The 25,030-nt window shown below is 71.8% G+C and carries 19 protein-coding genes and 1 pseudogene; 10 read left to right on the top strand and 10 right to left on the bottom strand.

Going from position 1 to position 25,030, the window contains the following annotated elements; translation table 11 throughout:
• Positions 1-22 precede the first annotated feature (22 nt).
• Positions 23-967, top strand: a complete 945-nt coding sequence (locus tag OHA30_RS25890; RefSeq protein ID WP_328916275.1) for a hypothetical protein — start codon at positions 23-25, stop codon at positions 965-967.
• A gap of 557 nt (positions 968-1,524) precedes the next feature.
• Here the strand turns inward: OHA30_RS25890 and map are convergent.
• A complete protein-coding gene (map, locus tag OHA30_RS25885; RefSeq protein WP_328916274.1) occupies positions 1,525-2,292 on the bottom strand; it encodes a type I methionyl aminopeptidase in 768 nt (255 codons plus the stop codon).
• A 58-nt stretch (positions 2,293-2,350) separates the two neighbouring features.
• On the opposite strand from map, the gene OHA30_RS25880 reads away from it, so the two are divergent.
• Positions 2,351-2,617, top strand: coding sequence for a helix-turn-helix domain-containing protein (locus OHA30_RS25880; protein ID WP_328916273.1), 267 nt, complete (start codon positions 2,351-2,353; stop codon positions 2,615-2,617).
• Positions 2,618-3,371: 754 nt separating this feature from the next.
• Here OHA30_RS25880 and OHA30_RS25875 read toward each other — a convergent pair.
• The 3 genes and pseudogenes from OHA30_RS25875 to OHA30_RS25865 form a co-directional block, all read right to left on the bottom strand.
• Complete coding sequence (locus tag OHA30_RS25875) at positions 3,372-4,292, bottom strand: aminoglycoside phosphotransferase family protein (RefSeq protein ID WP_328916272.1); 921 nt, start codon at positions 4,290-4,292, stop codon at positions 3,372-3,374.
• A 73-nt stretch (positions 4,293-4,365) separates the two neighbouring features.
• A pseudogene (locus OHA30_RS25870) lies at positions 4,366-4,636 on the bottom strand (hypothetical protein); the annotation flags it as partial.
• 174 nt (positions 4,637-4,810) lie between these two features.
• A complete protein-coding gene (locus OHA30_RS25865) occupies positions 4,811-6,259 on the bottom strand; it encodes an MFS transporter (protein ID WP_328916271.1) in 1,449 nt (482 codons plus the stop codon).
• Positions 6,260-6,475: 216 nt separating this feature from the next.
• Between OHA30_RS25865 and OHA30_RS25860 the strand changes: the two genes are divergently transcribed.
• The 3 genes from OHA30_RS25860 (at position 6,476) to OHA30_RS25850 (ending at position 10,606) form a co-directional block, all read left to right on the top strand.
• On the top strand, positions 6,476-6,745 hold the full coding sequence (locus OHA30_RS25860; RefSeq protein ID WP_328916270.1) for a heavy-metal-associated domain-containing protein: 270 nt from the start codon (positions 6,476-6,478) through the stop codon (positions 6,743-6,745).
• 680 nt (positions 6,746-7,425) lie between these two features.
• Entirely contained in the window at positions 7,426-9,855 is a 2,430-nt protein-coding gene (locus OHA30_RS25855) for an endonuclease/exonuclease/phosphatase family protein (RefSeq protein ID WP_328917999.1), read from the top strand.
• 250 nt (positions 9,856-10,105) lie between these two features.
• The gene (locus OHA30_RS25850; protein WP_328916269.1) at positions 10,106-10,606 is read left to right on the top strand and encodes a hypothetical protein; all 501 of its coding nucleotides are present in this window, start codon (positions 10,106-10,108) and stop codon (positions 10,604-10,606) included.
• Between the two features lie 15 nt (positions 10,607-10,621).
• On the opposite strand, the gene OHA30_RS25845 is transcribed toward OHA30_RS25850, so the two are convergent.
• A complete protein-coding gene (locus OHA30_RS25845; protein WP_328916268.1) occupies positions 10,622-12,025 on the bottom strand; it encodes a transcriptional regulator in 1,404 nt (467 codons plus the stop codon).
• Between the two features lie 204 nt (positions 12,026-12,229).
• On the opposite strand from OHA30_RS25845, the gene OHA30_RS25840 reads away from it, so the two are divergent.
• The 5 genes from OHA30_RS25840 (at position 12,230) to OHA30_RS25820 (ending at position 19,567) form a co-directional block, all read left to right on the top strand.
• Positions 12,230-12,397 carry a hypothetical protein gene (locus OHA30_RS25840; protein WP_328916267.1) on the top strand — a complete coding sequence of 56 codons (168 nt, stop codon included), beginning with the start codon at positions 12,230-12,232 and terminating at the stop codon, positions 12,395-12,397.
• Between the two features lie 244 nt (positions 12,398-12,641).
• Positions 12,642-14,291 (top strand): asparagine synthase-related protein, encoded by a 1,650-nt coding sequence (locus tag OHA30_RS25835; RefSeq protein ID WP_328916266.1) that lies wholly within the window; start codon positions 12,642-12,644, stop codon positions 14,289-14,291.
• Positions 14,276-15,010 carry a lasso peptide biosynthesis B2 protein gene (locus OHA30_RS25830; protein ID WP_328916265.1) on the top strand — a complete coding sequence of 245 codons (735 nt, stop codon included), beginning with the start codon at positions 14,276-14,278 and terminating at the stop codon, positions 15,008-15,010. The genes OHA30_RS25835 and OHA30_RS25830 overlap by 16 nt, the downstream gene beginning before the upstream one ends.
• Positions 15,011-15,084: 74 nt before the next feature.
• Positions 15,085-17,064: an ABC transporter ATP-binding protein gene (locus OHA30_RS25825; protein ID WP_328916264.1), complete on the top strand. Its 1,980-nt coding sequence runs from the start codon at positions 15,085-15,087 to the stop codon at positions 17,062-17,064.
• Positions 17,065-17,692: 628 nt separating this feature from the next.
• Complete coding sequence (locus OHA30_RS25820) at positions 17,693-19,567, top strand: discoidin domain-containing protein (protein WP_328916263.1); 1,875 nt, start codon at positions 17,693-17,695, stop codon at positions 19,565-19,567.
• Positions 19,568-19,797: 230 nt separating this feature from the next.
• Here OHA30_RS25820 and OHA30_RS25815 read toward each other — a convergent pair whose 3' ends face one another.
• The 5 genes from OHA30_RS25815 to OHA30_RS25795 all read right to left on the bottom strand — a co-directional run bounded on the left by OHA30_RS25815 (position 19,798) and on the right by OHA30_RS25795 (position 24,771).
• On the bottom strand, positions 19,798-20,268 hold the full coding sequence (locus OHA30_RS25815) for a hypothetical protein (protein WP_328916262.1): 471 nt from the start codon (positions 20,266-20,268) through the stop codon (positions 19,798-19,800).
• Positions 20,269-20,867: 599 nt separating this feature from the next.
• Complete coding sequence (locus tag OHA30_RS25810; protein ID WP_328916261.1) at positions 20,868-21,359, bottom strand: ATP-binding protein; 492 nt, start codon at positions 21,357-21,359, stop codon at positions 20,868-20,870.
• 240 nt (positions 21,360-21,599) lie between these two features.
• Positions 21,600-22,367 (bottom strand): enoyl-CoA hydratase/isomerase family protein, encoded by a 768-nt coding sequence (locus tag OHA30_RS25805; protein ID WP_328916260.1) that lies wholly within the window; start codon positions 22,365-22,367, stop codon positions 21,600-21,602.
• Between the two features lie 82 nt (positions 22,368-22,449).
• The gene (locus OHA30_RS25800) at positions 22,450-23,682 is read right to left on the bottom strand and encodes a L,D-transpeptidase (protein ID WP_328916259.1); all 1,233 of its coding nucleotides are present in this window, start codon (positions 23,680-23,682) and stop codon (positions 22,450-22,452) included.
• Between the two features lie 150 nt (positions 23,683-23,832).
• Positions 23,833-24,771, bottom strand: coding sequence for a L,D-transpeptidase (locus OHA30_RS25795; protein WP_328916258.1), 939 nt, complete (start codon positions 24,769-24,771; stop codon positions 23,833-23,835).
• Between the last annotated feature and the right edge of the window lie 259 nt (positions 24,772-25,030).

Below are 25,030 nucleotides of genomic sequence, written 5' to 3'. Positions count from 1 at the left end.
GTCCGTCACCGGCGTCAAGGCAATGGTCGCCCTGGCTGCCATCCGTGCCGACGCTTTATCGCTCACGGGGACGCACTCCGCCCACGCGTTCCGGCCCCTATCGGAAACGCTCATCGGGTGGGAAGCCGATGGTATCGACACCACGTCTTTCCGCGCTGGTGTTGAAATCGCCACTCGCCGTTACGCCGGGTACGGGCTGACCAAAATGCTGCCGCTTGACCGCGTATTGGTCGGCTACGAATCCTCGCGGGCCGGTGCCTTCGGAGGGTTCCATCACCCGGACCAGGGGTACCGGCACCTTCAAATGGTGGCCGTCATCACTATGTACGGGCCCATGCAACGCCAGAATCCCGAGCGCCCCGCGCTGGCCCTTCTCGACCTGCTGCGGGCGTACGCGCATGACTGCCTTCACTACGGATCACGTCGGCGGTACGTGGAAGTGGCAGGCGTGCCCGTCCGCACTCAGTACGGAATCAACTACCGCCGCACAAGCGGACAGTCGTACTCGGCTGCCGACCAGCGCGGAAGCCACCACACGCGGAATCTCGGAATCGTCATGGAAGGCGCCTGCGACAAGGAGGCGCGCGCCATCACCCGGCAGACGGCTGAACGCTTCGGCGTGACGGAACCCTCAGACGTTCTCGGCGCACTCGCGTTCCGGGACGTGACGGGAACGCTGACGGAAGAGGACGCCGGTCGCGCGGTGCACGGGCTTGGAAGCGAAGAGCAGACGCGGTACGCGGCGGCCCTCAGCGGTTACGAAAAGGGCGTCAACCTCCGATACTCGCACTTCCTTGAGGAGTTCGCCCCGAGGGAAGAAGACGAACTACACGCCTTGCTGCTCGCAGCCATCGTCAGCGGCGACGTGACGGCGCTGGGGGCGTGGCTGGACGAACGGCACGGCCCCGGAACCTTTACGGGCCTGTTCCGCACGCCGGGGTACTTCGAACCTGGCTTGACCGCTTAGGCGGTCTCTCAGCGGCCCCGTCCGTGCGCTGCCCCCCTGGCGCATGGGCGGGGTCTACTACGTGTCCCGGTGCTCGGCCTCGCTGCGGCACGGTGTAGACGTACCCGAGTTCCGGCAGGTGCCGAACCGCGCGGCCGTAGCGCCATGGCTGGTACCGCCGTCTCACGGGTTCCGATTGGTTCCGCGAGCGCCACCCGCGCAGTGCGCACCGTCAAGAGTGCCCAAAACGCGGGCGGTTGGCGCGAACGCAACGGGGCCAAGTCTGGGACGGGGACCATCCCCGCGAGCGCGGGGAGCACTGACTCGTGCTGGGAACCCACCGTGGTGTCGAGGGACCATCCCCGCGGGTGCGAGGAGCAGACCGGATGACCTGGAACTTTACTGGCCAGGGATGTCCGTTTTCACCACTTCCGCCGAACTCGACATGTGGGACGAGCGGGCCGTACGCGCCTCGCCCCGTGGCGTCGCAACGTGCGCCCGGCGCGAAGGCCCGCTGCGGCCATGCGGCTCACCGCCGCACCCGTACGCCCGCCCGCGCCCGGGCGGCAGCCCGGACGTCAGGGGGCGGTGAGGATGCGGGGGCCCGCGGCCGTGATCGCGATGGTGTGTTCGATGTGGGCGGCGCGGCTGCCGTCGGTGGTACGGAGGGTCCAGCCGTCGGGGTCCGTACGGTACTCGTTGCGCCCGCCGGCCATCATCATCGGCTCGACGGCCAGGGTGAGGCCGTGCCGGAGCGGGTAACCGCGCCCGGGGCGGCCCCAGTTGGCGACGTGGGGATCCTCGTGCATACGGCGGCCGATGCCGTGGCCGCCGAAGTCCGTGGGCATGCCGCAGGCCGCCGCGCGGGCGACGGAGGTGACGGCGTGCGAGATGTGGCCGATCCGGTTGCCGACCGTGGCGGCGGCGATCCCGGCGTCCAGCGCCTCCTGCGTGGCCGCGATGAGCCGTACGTCCTCCGGGCGCGGTGTGCCGACGGTGAAGCTGATCGCGGCGTCGCCGGTCCAGCCGTCGAGTTCGGCGCCGCAGTCGACGCTGACCAGGTCGCCGTCGCGCAGCCGGTACCCGTCGGGGATGCCGTGTACGACGGCGTCGTTGACGGACGTGCAGATCACGGCCGGGAAGGGGGTGGGCGCGAAGGAGGGGCGGTACCCCAGGAACGGGGAGCTGGCGCCCGCCTCGCGCAGCACCGTACGGGCCGCTTCGTCCAGTTCCAGCAGCCGTGTGCCGACCGCGGCGGTCTGCCGTGCGGCGGCCAGCGCGTGGGCCACGACGCGGCCGGCCTCGCGCATCAGGTCCAGTGAGGCGTCGCTCTTGATCTCCACCATGCCGTCGTGCTCCCCATTCTTATACCGGTATTTGTATCCCGGTATTAGTATCACGGACATGGTGAGAAATCCTCTGACTCCTCAGGAGCGGGCCCGCGGCGAACGGCTCGGCGCGCTGCTGCGCGAAGCACGCGGCGAACGCAGCATGGCCGTTGTGGCCGCGGCGGCCGGAGTCTCGGCGGAGACCCTGCGCAAGATCGAGACGGGGAGGGCGCCGACGCCCGCGTTCTTCACGATCGTGGCGCTGGCCGGGGCGCTCGGCCTGTCGACGGATCTCCTGGCGGTGGCCTGCGCGGCGGACGAGCCGGAGGCGATCCCGGCGTAAACGCCCGCCCGGCAGGTCAGGCCGGGGCTCCGGACGAGCAGACGGCTCGTCCGCGCGAACGAACGCACCTCGGCAAGCCACGCCGGGCTCCGCGCGAACCGACGGCCCGTCCGCGCCCACCAACACACCCCGGGCGGACCACGCCGGGCTCCGCATAAACCGACAGCCCGTCCACGCGAACGAACGCCTCCCGGCAAGCCACGCCCGCACACCGGCCGAACCGACGGCCCGTCCGCGCCCACCAACACACCCCGGGCGGGCCACGCCGGGCTCCGCGCGAACCGACAGCCCGCCCACGCGAACAGACGCACCCCGGCAAGCCACGCCCGCACACCGGCCGAACCGACGGCCCGTCCGCGCCCACCAACACACCCCGGGCGGGCCACGCCGGGCTCCGCGCGAACCGGCGGCCCGCCCGCGCGAACGGACGTACCCCGGCGGCCCACGCCCGCACACCGGCCGAACCGACGGTCCGTCACGCCCACCAACACACCCCGGGGGCTCCGCACAACGCGACAGCCCGTCCGCGCGAACGAACGCACCCCGGCGGGCCACGCCCGCGCTCCGGCCGAACCGACAACCCTCTCGGCGTAAACAGCCCACCGCTCCCACCACCCGGCGGGTCAGGCCGAACCCCCGGCCAACCGGCGGTCCCGTCCGCGCGAACGGACACGCCCGCCCGGTCAGGCCGGACGACGGCGAGGGCACCGACTCCGTCCGCGCAAGCCTGTCCTTCAACCTCCCGCCAGGGGGCTTACCGGTGGTGGACCGATGCGGTGAGGCGTCGCAGGGCGGCGTGGGCGGGTGGGCCCCACGTGGGCTTGCCTCCCGGGCGGCCGTGGACGCCGGCGTCTCCGATGTGGATGCCGGTGAGCGCGCGCAGCACCGCCCAGCCGCGGGCGCGTCGCAGGGTCGCGGCGTCCGGGCTCGGCCGGTAGGTCGCGTGGAAGCGGTCGGCGGCGCCGTCCGGCAGCAGGATCCAGGCGGCGGCGAGGTCGTACGCCGGGTCGCCGGCGAACAGGTCGCCGAAGTCGATCACGCCGGAGAAGGTGCCGTTCGTGGTCAGGATGTTGGCCGGGTGCAGGTCGCCGTGGAGCCACAGCGCCGGACCTGTCCAGCCGGGCGCGGCGGCGGCGTCTTCCCAGACCGCGCGGACGGCGTCCGGGTCGCGGATCAGCCCCAGTCCGGCGGCCGAGGCGAGCCCTTGGTCGAAGCCTTCGGCGGTGTCGGCCAGCGGGCCCCCGCGGTCTCGGCCCGCGGGCGCCCCGTCGGGGGCGGGCCGGTGGAGAGCGGTGAGGAAGGCGGCCAGGGTGACGGCCGCGTCCGCGGCGCGCGTCGCGGGGACGCGGTCGGCGGGCTCGCCGGGTACCCAGGTGGTGACGAGCCACGGCCGTGGAAACCGTTCGGAGGGCTCACCGAGGCGCTGCGGGACGGGGATCGGCAGAGGAAGGTGCGGGGCGAGGACGGGCAGCCAGGCGTGTTCCTTGCGCAGGAGCGCGTCCGCGGACTGTGTCGCCCAGGGCAACCGGACGGCGAGGTCGTCGCCGAGCCGCCACAGTTGGTTGTCCCAGCCGCGCGCGCCGAGCCTCACGGGAAGGTCCGCCAGGTCGGGGTGCTGCTCGCGCAGCAGATCCCGGACCAGTTCCTCTGTGATGTCCATCGCGGTGGCTGTCATGTGGAGCAACGGTAATCGGGCAGCGGCCCTGCCCGGGTTTCGGGCGAACCCGAGTCAAGTACCGGCGTCGAACGTCCCTCTCGCGGAAGCGCAGCGTCGAATCCGATGCCAGCACATGTCCGTCCGGATCGCGCGTCTCGAAGACCGGATACCCGCCGGGCCGCGGCGCTCCGTGCGCTCCCCGTAGCGTCGTCTGCCAGGTCCGCGGATCAGCGGTCGGCCAGGAGAAGTGCGAACACCCCTGTGCCGCAACCGATGTCCAGTGCTCGTTGCGCCTCGCACTCTTCTGCCATCCGCAGGTACGCAGCGAGGTCGCCGCGGTCGGGGTCGAGCGGAGCGTAGATCGCGGCGAGTCATGGATGCGCGAAGCAGTCGTCAGTCATGTGGCCGAACGTACGCAGAGTCAGGGCGCGTGCCTTCGCTGGGGTTGCCCCGGGCCGGCCGCTGGACGTGGACTGCTGTCCGCGTCCGGCGGCCGTGACGGCGGGGGTGCGTCGTTTACGGTAAAGGCGCGGGGCTCAGACGGCTGCCTTGTATTCGGGCCTCTCGTCGTTCTCGGCCTGGTCGCTTGTGGGCGGGGTGCGCAGGGTCAGGAGGGAGGCGCCCGCGCCGACGGCGGCCAGTACGGCGGCGCCGAGGAAGGCGGCGGAGAATCCGTTGGTGAGGGCTGTCGGGTTCCCCAGTTGATTGGCGCCGTGGGCGGCGGCGATGGCGGTCATGGCGGCGAGGCCGAGCGCGGAGCCGACCTGGTAGCTGGTGTTGACGATGCCGGAGGCGAGGCCGCCTTCTTCGGGGCGCGCGCTGGAGAGTGCGGTGCCGAGGGAGGGGATGAAGGCCAGGGACATACCGGCCGCCGCGAGGAGGGAAGCGGGCAGGACGTCGACCACGAAGCTGCCGTCAGGTCGGGCGAAGGACAGCCAGAGCATGCCGGCGGCCAGTGCGAGGAGCCCGGTGACGATCAGGGGCTTGGGTCCGAAGCGGGTGATCAGCCGGGGTGCGAGGACGATCATCATGATCATGATGGCGACCGTCATGGGGAGCAGCGCGGATCCGGAGGCGAAGGCGCCCAGGCCGAGGACCTGCTGGAGGTAGAGGTTGAGGAAGAACCACATGGGGATCCAGGCCGCGGCCATCAGCAGTTGGGCGATGTTGGCACCCGCCAGGTGGGGCGTGCGCCAGATGGCCGGGCGCATCAGGGGTTCCTGGCGCTTGGACTGGATGGCGACGAACGCGGCGACCAGTGCCAGGCCGGCGAGCAGAACCAGCCAGGTCCGGAGTGAGCCCCAGCCGGTTTCGGGTGCGCGGACGATGGCGTAGACGGTGGTGGCGAGCCCCGCGGTGACGGTGAGCGCGCCGGCCAGGTCGATGGAGCCGCGGCGGGCCGGGGCGGAGGGCATGACGGCCGGAGTGAGGGCCAGGACGAGCAGGGCGATGGGGACGTTGATGTAGAACACCCAGGGCCAGGAGGCGTACTGGGTGATGACGCCGCCGAGGAAGACGCCTGCGGTGCCGCCGGCCGGGGCGGCCGCGCCGTACAGGGCGAAGGCCTTGGTCAGCTCTTTGGGATCGGTGCCGAAGAGCATCATCAGCAGCGTGAGCGCGGACGGCGCGATCAGTGCGGCGCCGACGCCCTGCACGGCGCGGCCGGTCAGTTCGACCCAGACCTGCCCGGCCAGGCCGGCGGTCAGGGAGCCGGCGGCCATGACGATCCAGCCGGCGGTGAACAGGCGTTTGGCGCCGAACAGGTCCGAGAGGCGTCCGCCGAGGAGCAGCAGGCCGCCGAAGGCGACGACGTAGGCGTTGAAGACCCAGGACAGGTTCTCCTGTGAGAAGCCCAGGTCGGTCTGCATCTTGGGCAGGGCCACGCCGATGATCGACGTGTCCATGATCACCATGAACTGCGCCAGGGCGATCAGCGCGAGGGCGGTCCAGCGGCGTGGATACGCGGGTGCGGTCGATATTGACATCAGAGGTTCCTGTACCGGAGGGGGGTATGTGTTGACGGGAGCAATATACCCCCCGGGGGTATTTCCGCCAGTCCGGTGGGACAGAAGGGCCGCCGTCGGCGCCGCGCGGGAAGGGAGACCCGGATCACGCTTGATCTGATACCCCCTGGGGGTATCTTGGTCCATGGCCGGCGCCGCACGAGGCGACGGCCCACCGAGAGCGAGGAGAGGTTCACCATGGCCGCAACCACGTCGCCCCAATCCACGGCCGTCTACACGGTCACCGGCATGACGTGCGGACACTGCGTCATGTCCGTCACGGCAGAGGTCGAGAAAGTTCCCGGCGTCGATCACGTCGACGTCGACCTGGCCACCGGCCGGGTGTCCGTCACGTCCAGCGCCGTCGTCGACGACGCGGCGGTCACCGCCGCGGTCCAGGGGGCCGGCTACGAGGTCGCCTCCGCTCCCGAGCCCCCGGCGACCAGTTGCTGCGGCACCTGCCACTGACACCGCCGTCGGCTCCGGCGTCCGGCCGACCACCGGCCGGACGCCCGGCGGGCGCCGAAGTCCCGGAGTCCACCCGCGAGGTGGACACGATCGTGCTCGACAGGACCGGCACCGCACCCGCCGTACCGGGTGCGGCCCCTTCGGCCGGCACACGCCGCCCCCGGGAAGTCCCGGACGGCCGCAGGCGGACAGGACGCGAAATCGTTCGGCCCCGCGCCTCCAGGGCGTGGCGATCGGCACCGGTCATCGCGCGCACGCCCACCGCGAGCGCCGCGCGAGCGGCCCGCCCGGTCGCGTCGGGCAGTGACCGTCCGCCCCACCCCCGCGATCAACCGCCTCGCACAACTTCCTTGAGGGCCGGCCGAACACCGCCCCGGACCACCGCGAGCCGTCGCAAACCGCCCCGAGCCGTCCCGGACAAAGAGCCGCAAAGTGCGCCCCATACGCCCCGGCGTGCGATCCCGTACCACTGACCCACACGCAGATTTAACCCGCGAACCGCTTCTACGACCGTATCTACGCGCGTATCTTGAGCCCCGGTCGCGCGTGGCTCCCCTCGCGGGGTGTGACGCGCTGTCAGCAATGGCCGCTCCCCAAGAAGGAGATACCCTCCGGTGTCGCACCCCTCAGACGCCACGCCTCGCTCCGCGAGACCAGGCCCGTCCCGTCTCCGCAGACGTATCCTGCCGATCGGCATAGCCGGCGCCGTCGTCCTCGCGGGCGTGGGCGTTCACTCCGCTTTCGCCACGCCGTCCGCCGACGCCCTGATCGCCGAGGTGTACGGAGGCGGCGGCAACTCCGGCGCCACGTACACCAATGACTTCATCGAGCTCGCCAACGCCGGTGCCGCGTCGCTGAGTCTCGGCAACTACAGCGTGCAGTACCTCCCCGGCAGCCCGACCGCCAGCTCCAAGTGGCAGGTCACCCCGCTGACCGGTTCGCTGGCCGGCGGCGGCCGTTACCTCGTCGGCGAGTCCGCCGGCACGGGCGGTACGACATCGCTGCCGACCCCCGACGCCAGCGGCACGCTCGCGCTGTCGGGCACCACCGGCACGGTCGCCCTGGTCTCGGGCACGGACCCGCTGACCTGCGTGACGGCCGCGGACTGCGCCGCCGACTCCCGGATCAAGGACCTGGTCGGCTACGGCACCGCCACCGTCCACGAGGGCGGCGGCGCCGCCGCGGGCGCGAGCAACACCGCCTCCGTGTCGCGCGATTCGGCCCTCAAGGACACCGACGACAACGCCGCCGACTTCACTTCGGGCGACCCCTCGCCGGTCAACTCCGGTGGCACCGGCGGCCCGACGACCGGGCCCACCGACTCGCCGACCACCACTCCCCCGACGGGCCCGACCACGCCGCCGACCACCGAGCCGGCGACCGAGGCGAAGATCCACGACATCCAGGGCGACACCCGGGTCTCCCCGCTGGCGGGCAAGCAGATCACCGGCGCGACCGGAATCGTCACCGGTGTACGGGACTTCGGCTCCTCGAAGGGCTTCTGGGCCCAGGACCCGCACCCGGACGACAACCCCCGCACCAGCGAAGGCGTCTTCGTCTTCACCAGCTCCAGCCCCACGGTCGCCGTCGGGGACAGCGTGTCGGTCGCCGGCACGGTCTCCCAGTACTACCCGGGCGGCGCCGACACCGGCGTGCAGGCGGTCACCGAGATCACCAAGCCCACGGTGACCAAGCTCTCCAGCGGCAACGCGCTGCCCGCGCCCGTCGTCCTCGACGACCGAGCGGTGCCCGCGGCCTTCGCCCCGAGCGCGGGCGGCGGCACCATCGAGAACCTGCCCCTGCGGCCCTCGGAGTACGCGCTCGACCTGTACGCGTCCCTCGAAGGGATGTACGTCCAGGTCGCGGACACCCGCGTGGTCGGCGCCACCGACACGTACGCCGAGCTGTGGGTCACGGTGAAGCCGAAGCAGAACGCCACCAAGCGCGGCGGCACCCTCTACACGGGTTACGACAACCCCAACTCCGGCCGTCTGATGGTGCAGTCGCTGATCCCGGCGGCCACCTCGGCGTTCCCGACCGCGAACGTCGGCGACACGCTGCGCGGCAAGACCGCGGGCCCGCTGGACTACAGCCAGTTCGCGGGCACGTACGTCATCCAGGCCCGTACCCTCGGCACGGTCAAGAGCGGCGGCCTCAAGCCCGAGGTGACCGCCAAGGCGTCCACCAGCCAGGCGACCGTCGCCACGTACAACGTGGAGAACCTCGCGCCCGGCAACGACCAGTCGAAGTTCGACCGGCTGGCCAAGGGCCTTGTCACCAACCTGCGTTCGCCCGACATCGTGGCCCTGGAGGAGATCCAGGACAACAACGGCGCCACCGACAACGGCACGGTCGCCGCGGACCAGACGCTCACCAAGCTCACCGACGCCATCGTGGCGGCCGGCGGCCCGCGCTACGACTGGCGTCAGATCGACCCGGTGAACGACAAGGACGGCGGGCAGCCCGGCGGCAACATCCGCTCGGTCTTCCTCTTCGACGCCAAGCGGGTCTCCTTCGTGGACCGCCCGGGCGGCGACTCCACCACCGCGGTCGGCGTCACCGGCAAGGGCGACAAGACCGCGCTGACCTTCTCCCCCGGCCGGATCGCGCCGAACGACCCGGCGTGGAACACCAGCCGCAAGCCGCTGGTGGGCGAGTTCACCTTCCGCGGCAAGAAGCTCTTCGTGATCGCCAACCACTTCGACAGCAAGGGCGGCGACCAGGGCATCGACAGCCGCTTCCAGCCGCCGGTGCGCAGCTCCGAGGTGCAGCGGGTGCGGCAGGCGATCATCGAGCACGACTTCGTCGCGCAGCTGGAGAAGGCCGATCCGCACGCCAATGTGGTCGTGCTCGGCGACCTCAACGACTACCAGTTCGCCCCGGCGGTCCTCGCCCTGACCGGCAACGGCCAGGTCCTCACGGACCTGGTCAACACGCTGCCGGCGGCGGAGCGCTACTCGTACGTGTACGAGGGCAATTCGCAGGTGCTCGACCACATTCTGGTGAGCCCGGCGCTGAAGCACGTCGACTACGACGTGGTGCACATCAACGCGGAGTTCGCGGATCAGACGAGTGATCACGACCCGCAGGAAGTGCGGCTGACTCTCTGACGCCCCGGGCCCCCGCGCGGCCGGCGTTCCCCTCCCCCGGGGCGCCCGCCACGCGGGGGCTTTTCCGTGCCCTTTTTCGGCGTTTCCCCGCCGACCGCCCACGGAGCCCCGGCGTAACCGGAGTTGGAGCCCGCTCGGGTTCCCGGACGCTTTGCCGGACGCTTTGCCGTTACGGGTCGGCGCGGAGACACTGGCAGCGATCCGCCCGCACCGCCCGCCACGGCGGTCCCCGACGTACGAAAGCCGCCCGTTGATCTCCGACTTCACCACCGCGGGCGCCCTGTTAGGAGCGGCCCTCGTCGCCCTTCCGTTCTCGGCCGGCCTGCTGCTCGTCAAGGCCGTCCATCTGGTTTTGACGCGGCGCGCGTTCTTCTCCCGGCTCCGGGGCGGGCCGGGCCGCGGCATCGAACTCATGGCACTCGGTCTCAGCGCCGGCCTTCTCGCCTGCGTGGGTGGGTTCTTCATCGGCCTCGACCCCGGGGGCGACCGGGCGGCATGCGCCAAGGCCGCCGGAAACCCCATGCGCGACGAAGGGCCCCGGGGCGAAGTACGCCTTGTCGAGCACATGTTGCCGCTCTCGCGCGAATGCCGGTGGGGCGACGGGACTCATCTGCAACTCGTTCCGCTCTGGATCAACATCGTGATCTTCGCGGCGATCGCCGCCACGCTGGCCGGAGTCACGCTGCTCACCCGCGTGGCCGCCGCCCGCACCGGCCTCCCCAGCCGACGTGGACTCCGGGCCTCGCCGTAGTCGGGCCCCCGCGCCTCACCGGCAACGGCGCAGGGCAGTTGTGGTCTGACTCGCGGGCGCCAAGGCCGCGGCGATCCTCTCCCGGGTGGGCGCGGTGGCGGGTCCGGCCGCGGCGAGTTCGGTGTCCAGTTCGGCCAGGCGTCCCGGGACGCGGGTGGATCCGAGATTGCCCATGAGATCCAGGGCGGCACTCGTCGCGGTGTCGGCGCCGTCGAGTTCGTTGTTGGCGGTGTAGGCGCGGGCGAGGGCGATCTGGTCGAAGGCCCGCGAGCGCACGCGGCCTTCCGGGCGCAGGGCGGTGCCCTCTTGGATGGCGTGGACGGCGGTCGCGGCGTGCTCGGGTCGCCGACCCGCGGCGATGAGATGGCAGACGCCGATGGTGACTTGGTGCTCGGCGTGGTCGAACCACTGGACGAAGACGGGGTCGTGCGGGCCGGCCTGCTCCAGTGCGTCATGAGAGGCGCCCACGGCGCGGGTGAAGCCGCCGAGATCTCCGAGGGTGGCACGGCAGCGGGCCTCCAGGGCGCACAGGACGGCCCGGGTGCGTCCCGGCGGCAGGCGGCGGGTGCCGTACTGGGCGAGTTCGACCAGTTCGAGCGCGTCGTCGATGCGGCCCAGGTGGCTGGCCTGGCGGGCCATGCAGTTGAGCAGGTGTCCGGCGACGGCCGGGTCGCCGGCTTCCCGGGCGGCGTCCAGGCCCAGCAGGAAGTACTCCTGTGCCTGGACATGTCTGCCGATGTCGTAGGTCATCCAGCCGGCGACCGAGGCGAGGTCGGCGACGGCGGCGAACAGGTCGCGGCCGACGGCGTCGCGGGGGCGGGCGTTGCGCAGCAGTTGGGTGGTCGCGCGCAGTTGGGCGACGACTGCGTCGCGGGACAGACCGCCGTGGGCGTTGTCCCAGGTGCGGAACACGTCGGTGGCAGCGCGGATGCGCGCGACGTCGTGGTGGTCGATGTGCGGGGTGCGGACGGGCTCGGGCAGCGGCCCGGTACCGAGGTGGAGCCAGCCCTGGACGCGGTCGACCAGGGCTTCGCCGGAGAGGGGTTCGCCTGGGTGGTCCGGGGCGTCGGGTTCGGTCATCAGGTCGCTCCCGGTGGTGTCGAGCAGGGCGCGCACCACGGCGTCGCCACCGTGGGGCGGTGGTGCGCTCCCGGCGATGGTGAGGCCGAGGTCGGCTGCGGTCAGCGGTCTTTCGGTACGGCACAGGCGGCTGAGGGTCACGGCCAGGACCGCGGGCATCGGGGCCCGGGGGATCTCTCCGGACAGCCAGCGGGTGATGCGGGAGGCGTCCGGAGCGAGGTCCCGGTAACCCATCTCCATGCCGGTCTTGCGCAGCTCTTTGGCCAGAAGCGAGCGGGACAGGCCAGTGGTGTGGATCCACGTGGCCAGGCGCTCGTTGCGGCGATCGGGTTCGGTCATCTGCGGCTCCGACGTGGCAGCGGGCGCACGGGGTGACTCTTGTTTCGACGTTAGCGCCGGCGGTACCCGGTGCGGGAGCAGTGCGGGCAATTCGCATCGCGGTGCGAACCGGTTCGCACCGGCAACCGCTCTCGCTTCGCACCGATGTACGGGCCTTTCCTGGGTTCAGCCCCGGCACCCCGGCCGGACCGAGCAGGAGGTCTCGTGATGCAGGAGTCCGACAACACCGTCGTGGCCGAACCGGCCCAGGACAACAGCTCCCAGTACACCTACGCCGCGCCCGTCGTCGTGGACGGCGGCGAGGTCGTGTCCGTGACCCTGGGCCGCAACGGCGCCAACCGCCAGGACCGCACCGAGTACTACGACAAGTAGCACCGCCGCTGCCGGGCGCGCGGGCCGGAACATGTCCGCGCACCCGGTACCACCGCGTCATCGGGCGAGGAAGGGAACGACCATGCGGATGGCCTCCGGAATGTGGCACCCCGACGGGGTCGGGTCGGGTGCGCGGTATCCGCTCGGTGGAAGACAGGTGACGGGGTGTCGGTGGCCGATATGGACAGTGGCCCTGGCGCCGGCCGAAGTACGCACCGCCGTTGGCCCGGACGGGAGCGTGACGGTGGCGGGCAGCTGCGGAGCCGACGACGACGCGCTGACGCCCGCCACCGCGGCGGGCAGCCGCTGGGCCGGGTCGCATCTGACCGTCGTGCAGAACGGCCGGGGCCTGCGGGTGCGCGGCGATCTGGCGGGACTGTGGCCGGTGTTCTACACGTGCCCGGGCGACGGAACTCTCGTCTGGGCCACGGCGGCGGCCCCACTGGCCGCGCTGACCGGCGCCGAGCCGGACCTGGTACGCGTGGTCGCGGGCATCGCCTTGAGCGGCGTCGACGCCTTCGGGTCGCACAGCTATTTCCCCGGTGTGCACCGGGTTCCGCCGGGCAGCGAGCTCGTCGTGGACGTCGCCGGACCGCGCACTGTGGCCTACGAAGACCTGCGACCGCCCATTGATCCGGAGGCCCGGGAGGCGGTGGCCGCGGCACTGACCGAGGCGGTGGATCTGCGAATGGCCGCTTCCCGGCAACCGTCGGCCGACCTGAGCGGCGGCAAGGACAGCTCCACCCTGGCCTGTCTGGCCTCGCAGCGGACAGAGATCACCGCCTTCACCTACACCGACGACCGCTCGGTGAACGCCGACCTGGACTACGCGCGGGCCGTCGCCACCGCCTTTCCCGGCATGGACCACCGGATCGTCACCGGTGACGCGGGCACCACGGACTACGCGCGCTTGTCGGACCCGGCGGCGGTCCCGGTCACCGACGCCCCCGTCCTGGCCCTGGGTGTCCTGGGCCTCCTTCGCACCATGCACGCCGCCGTCGCGGACTGCGGATCCGACATGCACCTGTGCGGGGAAGGAGGGGACGCCGTACTGACCGGGGACCCGGCCCTGCTCGCCGACCTGCTGCGGCAACGCCGACTGCGCGACGCCGCCGTCGGCGGGGCCACCTGGTCGCGGGTCGGCCTGCGTTCGGTCCAGCAGACCTGGCTCCGCACCGCCGCTCTGGCCCGCACCTCCTATCCCGGTGCGCTGGCCTGCCTGGCCAGCCGACTGCGCGGGCCCGATCCCCTGGCCCCGTCGGCGAACCCGCTGACCTGGTGCGCGACCCGGCCGGCCACCGGCTGGCTCACCCGGCCCGGCCGTGACGCGCTCGCCGCACTCGTATCCGACAGCGCCTCCTGGGCACCGGCCGACCTGGAACCGGGCCTGGTCCACCAGTGGCAGGGCATCTGGGCCTCTGGCGCCCAGCACGGCGACCTGCTGCGGATCGCCGCCGACGACGGTGTCCATGCCCTGCACCTGCCGTACCTCGACAACGCCGTCATCCGCGCCTGCGTCGCCTCCGACCCGCTGGAGCGGCTGCCGGGGCATTCCTACAAACCGCTGCTCAACGGCCTCGCACCGACCGTGCCCGCGCTGCTGCTGGAGCGCACCTCCAGCGGAGCCTTCGACGGCACCGGACACGCCGGTGTCCAACGCCGCCACGCCTGGCTGCGCGAAATCATCGGCACCTCCCGGCTCGCCGCCGCCGGACTCCTCGACAGAACCGCGGCCCGCGCCGGCCTGGACCGGGCCGTCGTCGGCGCCGGACCGCTGTCCGACCTGCGCCTGCTCATCTGCGCCGAGACCTGGCTGACCACCGTGCTCCGAGACCGCGCCACCTGGTGGACGACCGACCCGAACCCGCAGGAGGCGGCATGCGCTGGCGGGTGAACGACGGCGTCCACTGGCACACGGGCGAGCGCGGGGGCGCGATCCTGAACCTGGGAACCGGCCGCTGGTACTGGCTCAACCCCACTGCCGCCGCCCTGTGGGAACTCCTGACCGACCCGGACAGCGACGATCCGGCCGCAATCTCAACCGCACCTGGTCCACTGGCCGGTGTGCCCGCGATGAAGGTCGGCGCGGACCTGGCGGACCTCGCCGAGCAACTGCTCGCCATGGGCGTGCTCTCGGCCGCGCCGGCCGGGGCGAAGGTGCCCCGAACCCCCCGCATTCCCGCCCAGCCCGTGCCCGCGTCCGGCCGCACGGAGTGCAGCGAGGTCGCATCCACCGCCCCCGAGCGAGGAGCCCCGGCCGCGCTGTGGGCAGCGGCGGCGATGCTGCACATACTGCCGACCTCCACCGTGGTCCGCCTCGCCCATGGCCTCCGACACCGGGCCGGAGGCCACCGCACGGTCGATACCGGACAGGCGTCGGCCGCCCTCACGGCTGTTCGCCGGGCCTGCGCCTGGTACCCCGGACGCGCGGCCTGCCTGGAGACCAGCCTGGCCGCCGCCCTGCTCTGCTGGGCCCACCGGCTCCCCGTCACCTGGAACCTCGGCGTGCGCTTCGACCCCCATGAATGCCACGCCTGGATCGCCGTCGACGGACAGCCCGTCGGCGAACCGGCCGAGCGCGACCGCGCCCTGCACCCCGTGCTGACCGTCTGACAGCGGCTGCGGCTGCGGCTGCGGCCCGTTAATGGGTTGATCCGCCACCTCGCGCTACCCCCCACTTGGAGGACATGCGATTCTCCAAGCCGCGCCCCGCCGACGCGGCCGCCGAACCCGCCGCCGAGATCGCGGCCACCGACATCCTCGTCCCCGACCCGGCCGTCGCCGATCCGCACACCCGCACCCTGGCCGGCGCGTCCCTGCGTTCCATCGCCGCCCGCGCCCCCGCCGACCTCGCCCTGACCTTCCGCCTCGCCTGGCGGGTCGATCGGCGGGCTCTGGTGGGTGTGACCTGCGCGGAACTGGCCTCCGCGGCCGCCACCGGTCTGGGGCTGCTGGCCACCGCCGACGCGCTGACCCCGCTGCTGTCCGCCGACGGCCACTGGCACGCCGCCATCGGGCGCGCGGCTCCGGCACTGATCACCCTGCTGGCGGCAGGATGCGTACGCTCCGTGCTCCAGGCCGTCATCACCGCGCTGACCGCCCGGCTGGGGCCCCGGGTCGACAACCACGCCGCCCAGGTACTGCTGGAGACCATCACCCGCAGCGAGTTGATCGCCTACGAGGATCCGGCCTGGGAGAACGCCAAGACCGCCGCCGAGGACGGTGCCCGGCGCGGACACCAGCTCGTCCAGGCCGCCCTGGACACCGCGGCCGCCACGCTGCGGCTGACCGCGGCGGCCCTGGTGCTGGCCACGCTCAGCTGGGTCCTGGTTCCGCTGCTGCTGCTCGCCGTGGTGCCCAACGGCGCCGCCGGTCTCATCGCCGCCCGGGTCGCGCATCGCAGTGCCCGTAAGACCGCCGCCGCCCGCCGCTGGCGTGCCGGGCTGATGACCGAGCTGACCTACCGGGACGCCGCCGCCGAGGTCCGGGTGCACAGCATGTCGGCGTTCCTGATGGCCCGTTACCGCGCCGCCACCGACAAACTGGAGCAGGAGGCCGCCCGGGTCGGCCGGGCCACCGCCCGCGTCCACCTCACCGGCCAGGCCGCCGCCGGCATCGGCACCACCGCCGTCTACGCCACCCTGGTCTACCTCACCGCCCGCGGCTCCCTGGCCCCCGGCACCGCCGCGGGCGTCGCCGTGGTCATCCGCACCGCCGGCGCCGCCCTGGCCGACACCGTCACCGCCGCCGGGACCCTGTTCGAACACGGCCTGTACGTCGCCGACTGGGCCACCTTCACCACCAGGGAACCCGCCCCCAGCGCCGTCCGGGGCTTTCTGCCGCTTCCCGAGGACTGGACCTCCGTCCACCTCGACAGCGTCACCTTCACCTACCCGCAGGCCGCCTCGCCCGCCCTGGACCACGTCACCTTGACGTTGAACCGGGGCGAGGTCATCGCCCTGGTCGGAGAGAACGGATCCGGCAAGACCACCCTGTCCAAAATCATCGCCGGTCTGCTGCTGCCCGCGTCGGGAACCGTGACCTGGCACGGCCCGTCCGGCCCGGTCTCCGTCGCCGACCTCGACCCCGAAGGGCTGTGGCGCCACGTCACCGTCGTCGCTCAGAACACCTACGACTGGCCGCTGACCGTGCGCGACTCCATCACCCTGGGCCGGCACCACGGCGGCGACGAGGCGATCCACGCGGCCGCCGCCCAATCGGGCGCCGACGCGGTCATCGCCGGCCTGCCGCACGGCCTGGACACCTCACTGGCCCGCTCCTTCTGGGGCGGCCACGATCTGTCCGCCGGCCAGTGGCAGCGCTTGGCACTGGCCCGCGCCTTCCTGCGCGACACGGCTCTGCTGCTGATGGACGAGCCGACCTCGGCCCTGGACGCGCGCGGTGAGCACCTGCTGTTCAGCCGTCTGCGGGCCCTGGCCGCCGGCCGTACCGTTGTTCTGATCACCCATCGTCTGGCCAACATCTGTGACGTCGACCGCGTCATCGTTCTTGAGCACGGACGCGTCCGCGAACACGGCGGATTCGGCGAACTCCTCACCACACCGGGCAGTCTCCTGGGTGAGCTCCACGCCCTGCAGAACAGCCGCGGCGACAGCCCTCCCCCGCAGGCCGGGCCGGTCGAGGCAGATCCGGAACCGGTGAGGTAGCCACGCCGTTTGCCGCGCCGGACTCTGCGGCACCCCGTGCGAAGGGCCTTACGTCACGGACCGATGTAAGGGCTTACTGCGCACACCCCTCCCCACCTCGGACTTTTTCCCGGCTTCTTGACGCCACCCCGCGAGGGGGATAAACAACTCCCTGACCGAGAGAGCGCTCTCACGACGCATCACCCCAGCCCCACCCTGCACACGGTCCCCCACCCGGTCAGGAGCAGCCCCATGTCACGCAGCACTTCGCTGCCGCCCCACGCGCCCCGGAAACGGTTACATCCGTTGCCGCCGGCGCGGTACGAGGCCCCCGCCGGCCGGACGTCGGACCGTGGCGCGGGCTCAGCGTTCGCTCAGGTCACCACCGCCACCGCGTCGTATCCCGAAATCGCCGTGATTCCGGCATGGGCCGCCGTCGACGACGCGTACGGCTCTCTGCACCGCCTGCATTCGCCCTGACGCGTCGAGGGTCGGCGCCACCACCGGCCACGCCGCTCCTGGAGAGCGCTCTCGAAAGCGCTCTCCATCCCCCGGCACCCCCGGCACAGCACCGCCACCCCACCGCCGCGAACGGGCGCGCACCCCCCACACCGGCCCCACCGGGCCTCATCGGGACAGGAGATCACGCATGTCCACCGGACAGGCACCAGACCACGAACAGCACCACCAACCGCACGCCGGCGCCGGCACCGCCCCCCACCCCCGCCGCTCCAAGGGCCGCCTCGCCCTCGCCGCCCTGGCCGTCGCCGCGCTGAGCGTCGCGGGCCTCACCGCGGCGACCGGCACGGGCGGCGCGGCCACCCCCGCGGGTACGACCGGCGGACTCGCCCCGGCCGCCGTCGCCGCCCCCGCCGCCGTGGCCGCTCCGCCGGCCGGCTTCACCACCACGTGGAGCGACGACTTCACGGGCGCCGCCAACACCGGCGTCAACGGCGCCGATTGGAAGTACGACACCGGTCCGGGGAGCAGTTTCGGTACCGGTGAGATCGAGACGATGACGAACAGCACGGCCAATGTGTACCAGGACGGCAACGGCCACCTGGTGCTCAAGGCCCTGCATTCGGGCACCGACCCGCGGTCCGGCTGGACCTCGGGCCGTATCGAGACCCAGTCCTCGTCCTTCGGCGCGCCGGCGGGCGGTGTGGTGCGGATGGAGTCGTCGATCCAGCAGCCCAACGTCACCACCGCCAACGGCGCCGGCTACTGGCCCGCGTTCTGGATGCTCGGCTCCACCCTCCGCGACGGCGTCACCTGGCCCAAATCCGGCGAAGTCGACATCCTCGAGGACATCAACGGCCGCAGCTCCGTCTTCGGCACCCTGCACTGCGGCACCAACCCCGGCGGCGTCTGCAACGAATCCACCGGCATCGGCAGCGGAGAACACGCCTGCGGCGGCTGCCAGACCGGCTACCACGACTACGCCGTCGAAATCGACCGCTCCACCAGCCCCGAACAGATCCGCTGGTACCTCGACGGCAACAACTACTTCACCGTCAAGGCCAACCAGGTCGACGCCACCACCTGGGCCAACGCCGTCGACCACCCCTTCTTCATCATCTACGACCTCGCCATGGGCGGCGGCTTCCCCGACGCCTTCGGCGGCGGCCCCAACGCCAACACCGTCTCCGGCGCACAAATGAACATCGACTGGGTCGCCGTCTACAACAAGGGACCCGGCAGCGGTGGTGGTACGACCACGCCCCCGCCGCCGGTCGGCAACAACATCGCCCTGGGCAAGCCGACCACCGCGTCCTCCACGGAGAACGCCGCCAACCCGGCCTCCGCCGCCACCGACGGCAACACCGCCACCCGCTGGTCCAGCGCGTTCAGCGACCCGCAGTGGCTCCAGGTCGACCTCGGCCAGTCGTACAACGTCACCCATGTGCAGCTCAACTGGGAGTCGGCGTACGCCAAGGCGTTCCAGATCCAGGTGTCCAACGACGCCAACAACTGGACACCGTGCTACAGCACCACGACCGGCACCGGCGGCGTCCAGGAACTCGGGGTGAACTGCACCGGCCGCTACATCAGGTTCTACGGGACGCAGCGCGGGACCGCGTACGGCTACTCGCTCTACGAGTTCTCGGTGAACGGCACCCCGAGCGGCACCGGCGGCGCCACCCTGCTCTCGCAGGGCAAGCCGACCACCGCGTCCTCCACGGAGAACGCCGCCAACCCGGCCTCCGCCGCCACCGACGGCGACAACGGCACCCGCTGGTCGAGCGCCTTCAGCGACCCGCAGTGGCTCCAGGTGGACCTGGGCGCGAGCCACACCGTCAGCCAGGTGAAGCTGAATTGGGAAGCCGCGTACGCCAAGGCGTTCCAGATCCAGACGTCCAGCGACGGCGCCAACTGGACGTCGGTCTACAGCACCACCGCCGGCACCGGCGGCAACCAGACGCTCAACGTCTCGGGCTCCGGCCGGTACGTACGTGTCTACGGCACCCAGCGGGCGACCGCGTACGGCTACTCGCTCTACGAGTTCCAGGTGCTCGGCAGCTGATCGCCCCCGGGTGACAGCGCCAACGGACGGCGGGCGGGCCGGACTTCATGTCCGACCCGCCCGTCGTCGCGTGGCGGGCGGCCCGTGCTCACCCGGTCAGGACGATCTTCCCCGTCAGATGTCCCGCCGCGCTCTCCTCCTGCGCCCGCGCCGCCTCGGCCGGCGTGCGGGCCCGGCACCGGACCGGCCGGTGCGCGCGGTCGGCGCGTAGGCCCAGCAGCCGACATGTCCTACGCGGCCACCGTCACCGCGTCCCTGACCAGGCGCGGCGGCCGCGCCCGGGTGCGGGCGGCGGAGAAGACGACCAGCCGCAGCACGAGGAACCGCCCGATCCCGGCCAGCGCGGAGGCGGCGAGGTAGACGCCCTGCCGGGTCAGCGCCCCGCCGCCCGGGTGCAGTGCGTCGAAGGCGAGCAGCGCGCCGGTGGTGAAGAGGTACGACACCAGGACGGTGACCCCGCTCGCGCAGTGGTCGCTCCAGCCGGCCCGGCCGCGGCCGAAGGTGAACCGGCCGTGCAGCTCGGTGGCGAGGACCGTGGACGCCACGGTGACCACGGCGTTGGCCAGTGCGAGCGGCACCCGGTCGCCGATCGCGAGCAGGACCGCGCTCGCCAGCAGGGTGACCCCGCCGCCGCAGACCACGAAGCGGATGAACGATCGGAAGACCGCCGCCGGTCCGGTGCCTGCCGTCGTGGCGGCCATGGGGTCAACTCCTCGGTCGGGCACGGCCGTCGGATGTGCCGCCGTGTCGTGACCGACTCTTCCGTACGGCCGTCGCCCGCCCCATCCGGCTTCTCCCCCATTACGGGTGGGGGCTACCCCCACCCCGGTCTCAGGGGCAGCCCGGGGGCAGGGGGCGGCACGACACGACGGTACGCAAGAACGGATGTATGACGGACGCATAGAGATACGCCATATGAGAAGGCTATGAGGACATTCAGCCATTGTTTGGAAGGCAGTGGCGGATGTCACCCTTGCAATGACAAACGGTTCGCCCGCTTTGCGAAAATCAACCTGGTTTGGGACTTGCCTCCGTGCCGCCGCCGTGCCACAGTCGAATGCAACGGCCCCGCGAGACCCGGGCTCGGCCGTTCCACAGACGCCGCGGAACACACCCCCCCTTGCTTCGCGGCGGTTCAGAAGAGGCCCTGCCGCTGTCATCCCCCCCGACGCGGCAGGGCCTCTTCCCATGTCCGGACCACCGCCCCGGGACCACCGCCCCGGGACCGCCGGTCCGGGACCGCCACCCCGGACCGCGACCCGCGACCCCCGATCCCCGGCCCCCGGCCCCCGGCGCCGGCTCAGCGCTCGGTGACCCTCAGCTCGAACCATGTCGTCTTCCCCCGCGGCTGGAGGTCGACCCCCCAGCGGTCGGAGAGCTCGTCCACGAGGAACAGCCCGCGCCCCCCGATGTCCAGCGGGCGCACCGGCAGCAGACAGGGCAGCGCCCGCGAGGGATCGCGCACCTCGACCCGCATCCAGCCCCGCCGCCGCCGCATCCGCAGCCCGAAGGTACGGGCGCCGGTGTGCCGTACGGCATTGCCCACCAGCTCCGAGACCAGCAGTTCGACGGTGTCCGACAGATGCGCGACACCCCAGACCATGACCACGGACAGCGACATCCGGCGTGCCGTGGAGGCGGATTCGGGCCGCGAGGTCAGATGGACCTCGCCCGCCGACGGGTCGCCCAGGAGGTCGAGGGCCTTGGCCGCCCCGTCCTCGGTGAGAAGCAGCGTGCGACTCGCCGCACCGTCCGTCCATTGCGGCCGTTCTGTTCCGCCCCGTCCCACCATGGTCCTCATGATGGCCGTAACGGCTCCGTTTCGCCGCGTAACCCCGGGAATTCATCCGGCGAAACAGACCGGTTCGTCCCCCAGTCCTGGCATATGCCCTCGGCATAAAACCCCCTCGGACGGCCGGGTGGACCTGCGCTGTTGCACTGAACAACCATCCCAGCGGAGAGTGGCAGCCCCAGAATCCTTAAGGCTCTCTTAAGGTTGTCTTAAGGTAGGCTGCCCACCCTCCGTGACGGTTCAGCGGAAGACGGCCTTGCCCGGCCCGTCCTCCACGAAGCTGCGCATCCCCGTCTCCCGGTCCTCGGTCGCGAACAGCCCGGCGAACAGCCCGCGTTCGATCGCCAGCCCGGTGTCCAGGTCGGTGTCGAGACCCGTGTCGACGGCCTCCTTGGCGGCCCGCAGCGCGTACGCGGGACCGCGGGCCAGCCGCTCGGCCCAGGCGCGCGCCTGCGCGTACACCTCCTCGGCCGGGACCACCCGGTCGACCAGGCCGAGGGACAGCGCCTCGGGCGCGGCCACCATACGGCCGGTGAAGATCAGGTCCTTGGCCCGGGAGGGGCCGACCAGCCGGGCCAGCCGCTGGGTGCCGCCCGCGCCGGGGATCAGGCCGAGCAGGATCTCGGGCTGGCCCAGCTTGGCGTTCTCCGCCGCGATCCGGATGTCCGCGCACAGCGCCAGCTCGCAACCGCCGCCCAGCGCGTATCCGTTGACCGCGGCGACCACCGGCTTGGGGATCCGGGCCACCGCGGTGAAGGCGTCCTGCAGGCCGCGGGAGCGGTCCACCATGTCCTCGTACGACATGGCCCGCATCTCCTTGATGTCCGCGCCCGCCGCGAACACCTTCTCACCGCCCCACACCACCACCGCCCGTACCTCCCGGCGCCCGGTCGCCTCCTCGGCGACGGCTTTGAGCAGGTCCTGCGTGGCGCTGTCCAGGGCGTTCATCGGCGGCCGGTCGAGCCGGATCGTGCCGACTCCGTTGTCGACTTCGAGGGTCACAGTCATGCACGCGAGCGTACGACGCACACGGCCCGCCCCTGCGCACAGGGGCGGGCCGTGGTGAGCGGGTGGCGGAAACCGCCGTGGATCAGGCGGTCCACTCGGTCCAGGGGAGGTTCCAGCCGTTGAGGCCGTTGTACCACTGGACGGTCTTGTCCTTGGAGTTCACGACCTGGACGACGTCGCCGATGATCGAGCTGTTGTAGAACCAGGCGGCCGGCGTGGTCGCGTCGCCCGCGCCGCGCACGTCGTGCAGACCGACGCAGCCGTGGCTGGTGTTGCTGTTGCCGAACACCGAGGTCGCGGCCCAGTAGTTGCCGTGGATGAAGGTGCCGGAGTTGGTGAGCCGCATCGCGTGCGGCACGTCCTTGATGTCGTACTCCCCGCCGAAGCCGACGGTGTCACCGTTCATCCGGGTGGTGAGGTACTTCTCGGAGATCACCATCTTGCCGTTGTACGTGGTGTGTTCCGGCGCGCCCGAGGAGATCGGGATCGTGCGCAGCACCTTGTTGTCCCGGTAGACGGTCATCGTGTGCTTGGCCGCGTCCACGATGCTCACCTGGCGGCGGGCGATCGTGAAGTGCACCTGCTTGTGCTGCTTGCCGTAGACGCCGGGGGCGCCCTCGACACCGTTCAGGTTCAGGTCGAGCGTGACCTTGGTGCCGGCCGCCCAGTAGTCCGCGGGGCGGATGTAGAGCTGCTGGTCGCCGTACCAGTGCGCGGCGACCGGGACCGACGGGGAGGCGGTGACGGTGACGCCCTGCTCGACGGCCTTCTTGTTGGTGATCGGCCGGTTGAAGTTGAGGTAGACCTCCATGCCGACGCCGACGGTCGAGCCGTCCTCCGGGGTGAAGAACCCGACGAAGGTGTCCTTCGGGGTGACCGTGGTGAAGGTGGAGTGCTTGTCCGACTCGCGGCCCGCCGCGTCCTTGGCGACGGCGTCCACCGTGTACTCGGTGGAGGTCGACAGGTGGTCGCTCGGCGTCCAGCCCAGACCGTCCGAGGAGATGTCGCCCGGTACGGTCGAACCCTTGTCGTCCTTGACGGTCACGGATTCGAGCTTGCCGCCCGAAGCGGACACCTTGAGCGTGCCAGTGGTGGCCACGTCACCGGCGCCGTCCTTGGGCGCGATGTTCACGACCGCGGTCGAGGCGACCGTGTCGGACGTACTGGTCGATCCGCCGCCGGGCTTGCCGTCGTCGCCCGAGCCCGCGTTGCTTCCTCCGCCGGGACCGCACGCGGTGGCCAGCAGCAATATCGCACCGAGCGCCAGCGCCGCCGCGTTCCTCCTGGCACCCGGCGCCACACCTATCGGCTTCAACTTCTTGACTCCCCTACCACCTGAAACACCAGAACTCCCCCTGTCAGCGCAAGATAACCACACCAATCACATGGTCTTGCTCAAGGGATTGTCACTGTTCCGTCCCAGATCGCCGTTCACCGGGCATCGGCGGAGGGTCCACGTCCGGTTCTACCCGGCGTCACTGGCCTCCCACTGGTCCCAGGGGAGGTTCCAGCCGCTCAGGCCGTTGTCCGCGGCGACCGTGACGTCGTCGGAGCGGACGACGGTGACCGCGTCGCCGATCAGCGAGTTCGCGAAGAACCAGCCCGCCGGGGTGTCGTCGCCGCCGCCCTTGATGTCCTCCAGACCGACGCAGCCGTGGCTGACGTTCACCGTGCCGAAGACCTGCGGCGGCGACCAGTAGTTGCCGTGCACAAAGGTCCCGGAGGTGGTGAGCCGCATCGCGTGCGGCACGTCCTTGATGTCGTACTCCCCGCCGAAGCCGACCGTGCGCCCGTTCATCCGCGTGACGGGGAACTTCTCGGTGATGACCATCACACCGTTGTACGTGGTGTGCTCGGGGCTCCCGGCGGAGACCGGCAGGGTGCGCAGGACCGTTCCGTCCCGCCGGACGGTCATGGTGTGCGCGGCCGCGTCGACCGTACTGCTCTGGTCGCGGCCGATGGTGAAGGTCACATCCTTGGACTGGACGCCGCGCAGCCCGGGGGCGCCCACGACACCGCGCAGCCGCAGATGGAGGGTGACCCGGGTGCCGGGACGCCAGTACGCGGCCGGGCGCAGATCGAGCCGCCGGTCGCCGAACCAGTGGCCCGCGACCTCCACCGGGGGCTGGGCGGTGACGGTGATCGCGCGGGAGACGGCGGCGCGGTCGGTCAGGGCGTGGTCGAAGTTCAGCGAGACGATCATCGCGGTGCCGACCGTCGAGCCGTTCTCCGGGCTGTAGTAGCCGATGAAGGGTGTCGGCGGCGGACCGCTCGCCGTGGCGGTCGGCTGCGCCTTCCCGTCGGCGCCGCCGATCATCGTGCAGCCGACGACCAGGGCGGCCAGCGCCGCCGTCAGTACCGCTCCCGCACTCGCGCGCCGCGCGCGCCTCACCGCTGTCGTCACGCACCGTCAACGACGCCGTGCCCGCCGGGGAAACGCGCGGGCGCCCGCGCACCCGGCGGCGTACGGCCGCCCGGGGGAACCGGCGGGACGCCCTCGACCTGGTGAATCCCCGGCCGCGGAGGGGAATGCTGTCTGTGGGGGACACGGTCCGCCGCCGGGCACGGGACGCCGGGCGGCCGGGGCCGCGCCGAGCCGTGGGAGGAAGTCGTGTCCGAGACACGCGAGTCCGGTGTCACCGGCCGGGCCGGGCCCTTCCCCC

The sequence above is a fragment of the Streptomyces sp. NBC_00223 genome (genome assembly GCF_036199905.1).
Taxonomy (GTDB): Bacteria; Actinomycetota; Actinomycetes; order Streptomycetales; family Streptomycetaceae; genus Actinacidiphila.
Note: the sequence above shows the minus strand (reverse complement) of the source record. Positions and strands in the feature narration are given on the sequence as shown.

Coding starts and splice junctions, on each gene's coding strand:
- OHA30_RS25890 (WP_328916275.1), top strand. CDS start 23: ATGGTCGCCCTGGCTGCCATCCGTGCCGACGCTTTATCGCTCACGGGG.
- map (WP_328916274.1), bottom strand. CDS start 2,292: ATGGTGGAGATCAAGAGCGACGCCTCACTGGACCTGATGCGCGAGGCC.
- OHA30_RS25880 (WP_328916273.1), top strand. CDS start 2,351: ATGGTGAGAAATCCTCTGACTCCTCAGGAGCGGGCCCGCGGCGAACGG.
- OHA30_RS25875 (WP_328916272.1), bottom strand. CDS start 4,292: ATGACAGCCACCGCGATGGACATCACAGAGGAACTGGTCCGGGATCTG.
- OHA30_RS25865 (WP_328916271.1), bottom strand. CDS start 6,259: ATGTCAATATCGACCGCACCCGCGTATCCACGCCGCTGGACCGCCCTC.
- OHA30_RS25860 (WP_328916270.1), top strand. CDS start 6,476: ATGGCCGCAACCACGTCGCCCCAATCCACGGCCGTCTACACGGTCACC.
- OHA30_RS25845 (WP_328916268.1), bottom strand. CDS start 12,025: ATGACCGAACCCGATCGCCGCAACGAGCGCCTGGCCACGTGGATCCAC.
- OHA30_RS25830 (WP_328916265.1), top strand. CDS start 14,276: ATGCGCTGGCGGGTGAACGACGGCGTCCACTGGCACACGGGCGAGCGC.
- OHA30_RS25825 (WP_328916264.1), top strand. CDS start 15,085: ATGCGATTCTCCAAGCCGCGCCCCGCCGACGCGGCCGCCGAACCCGCC.
- OHA30_RS25820 (WP_328916263.1), top strand. CDS start 17,693: ATGTCCACCGGACAGGCACCAGACCACGAACAGCACCACCAACCGCAC.
- OHA30_RS25815 (WP_328916262.1), bottom strand. CDS start 20,268: ATGGCCGCCACGACGGCAGGCACCGGACCGGCGGCGGTCTTCCGATCG.
- OHA30_RS25810 (WP_328916261.1), bottom strand. CDS start 21,359: ATGGTGGGACGGGGCGGAACAGAACGGCCGCAATGGACGGACGGTGCG.
- OHA30_RS25805 (WP_328916260.1), bottom strand. CDS start 22,367: ATGACTGTGACCCTCGAAGTCGACAACGGAGTCGGCACGATCCGGCTC.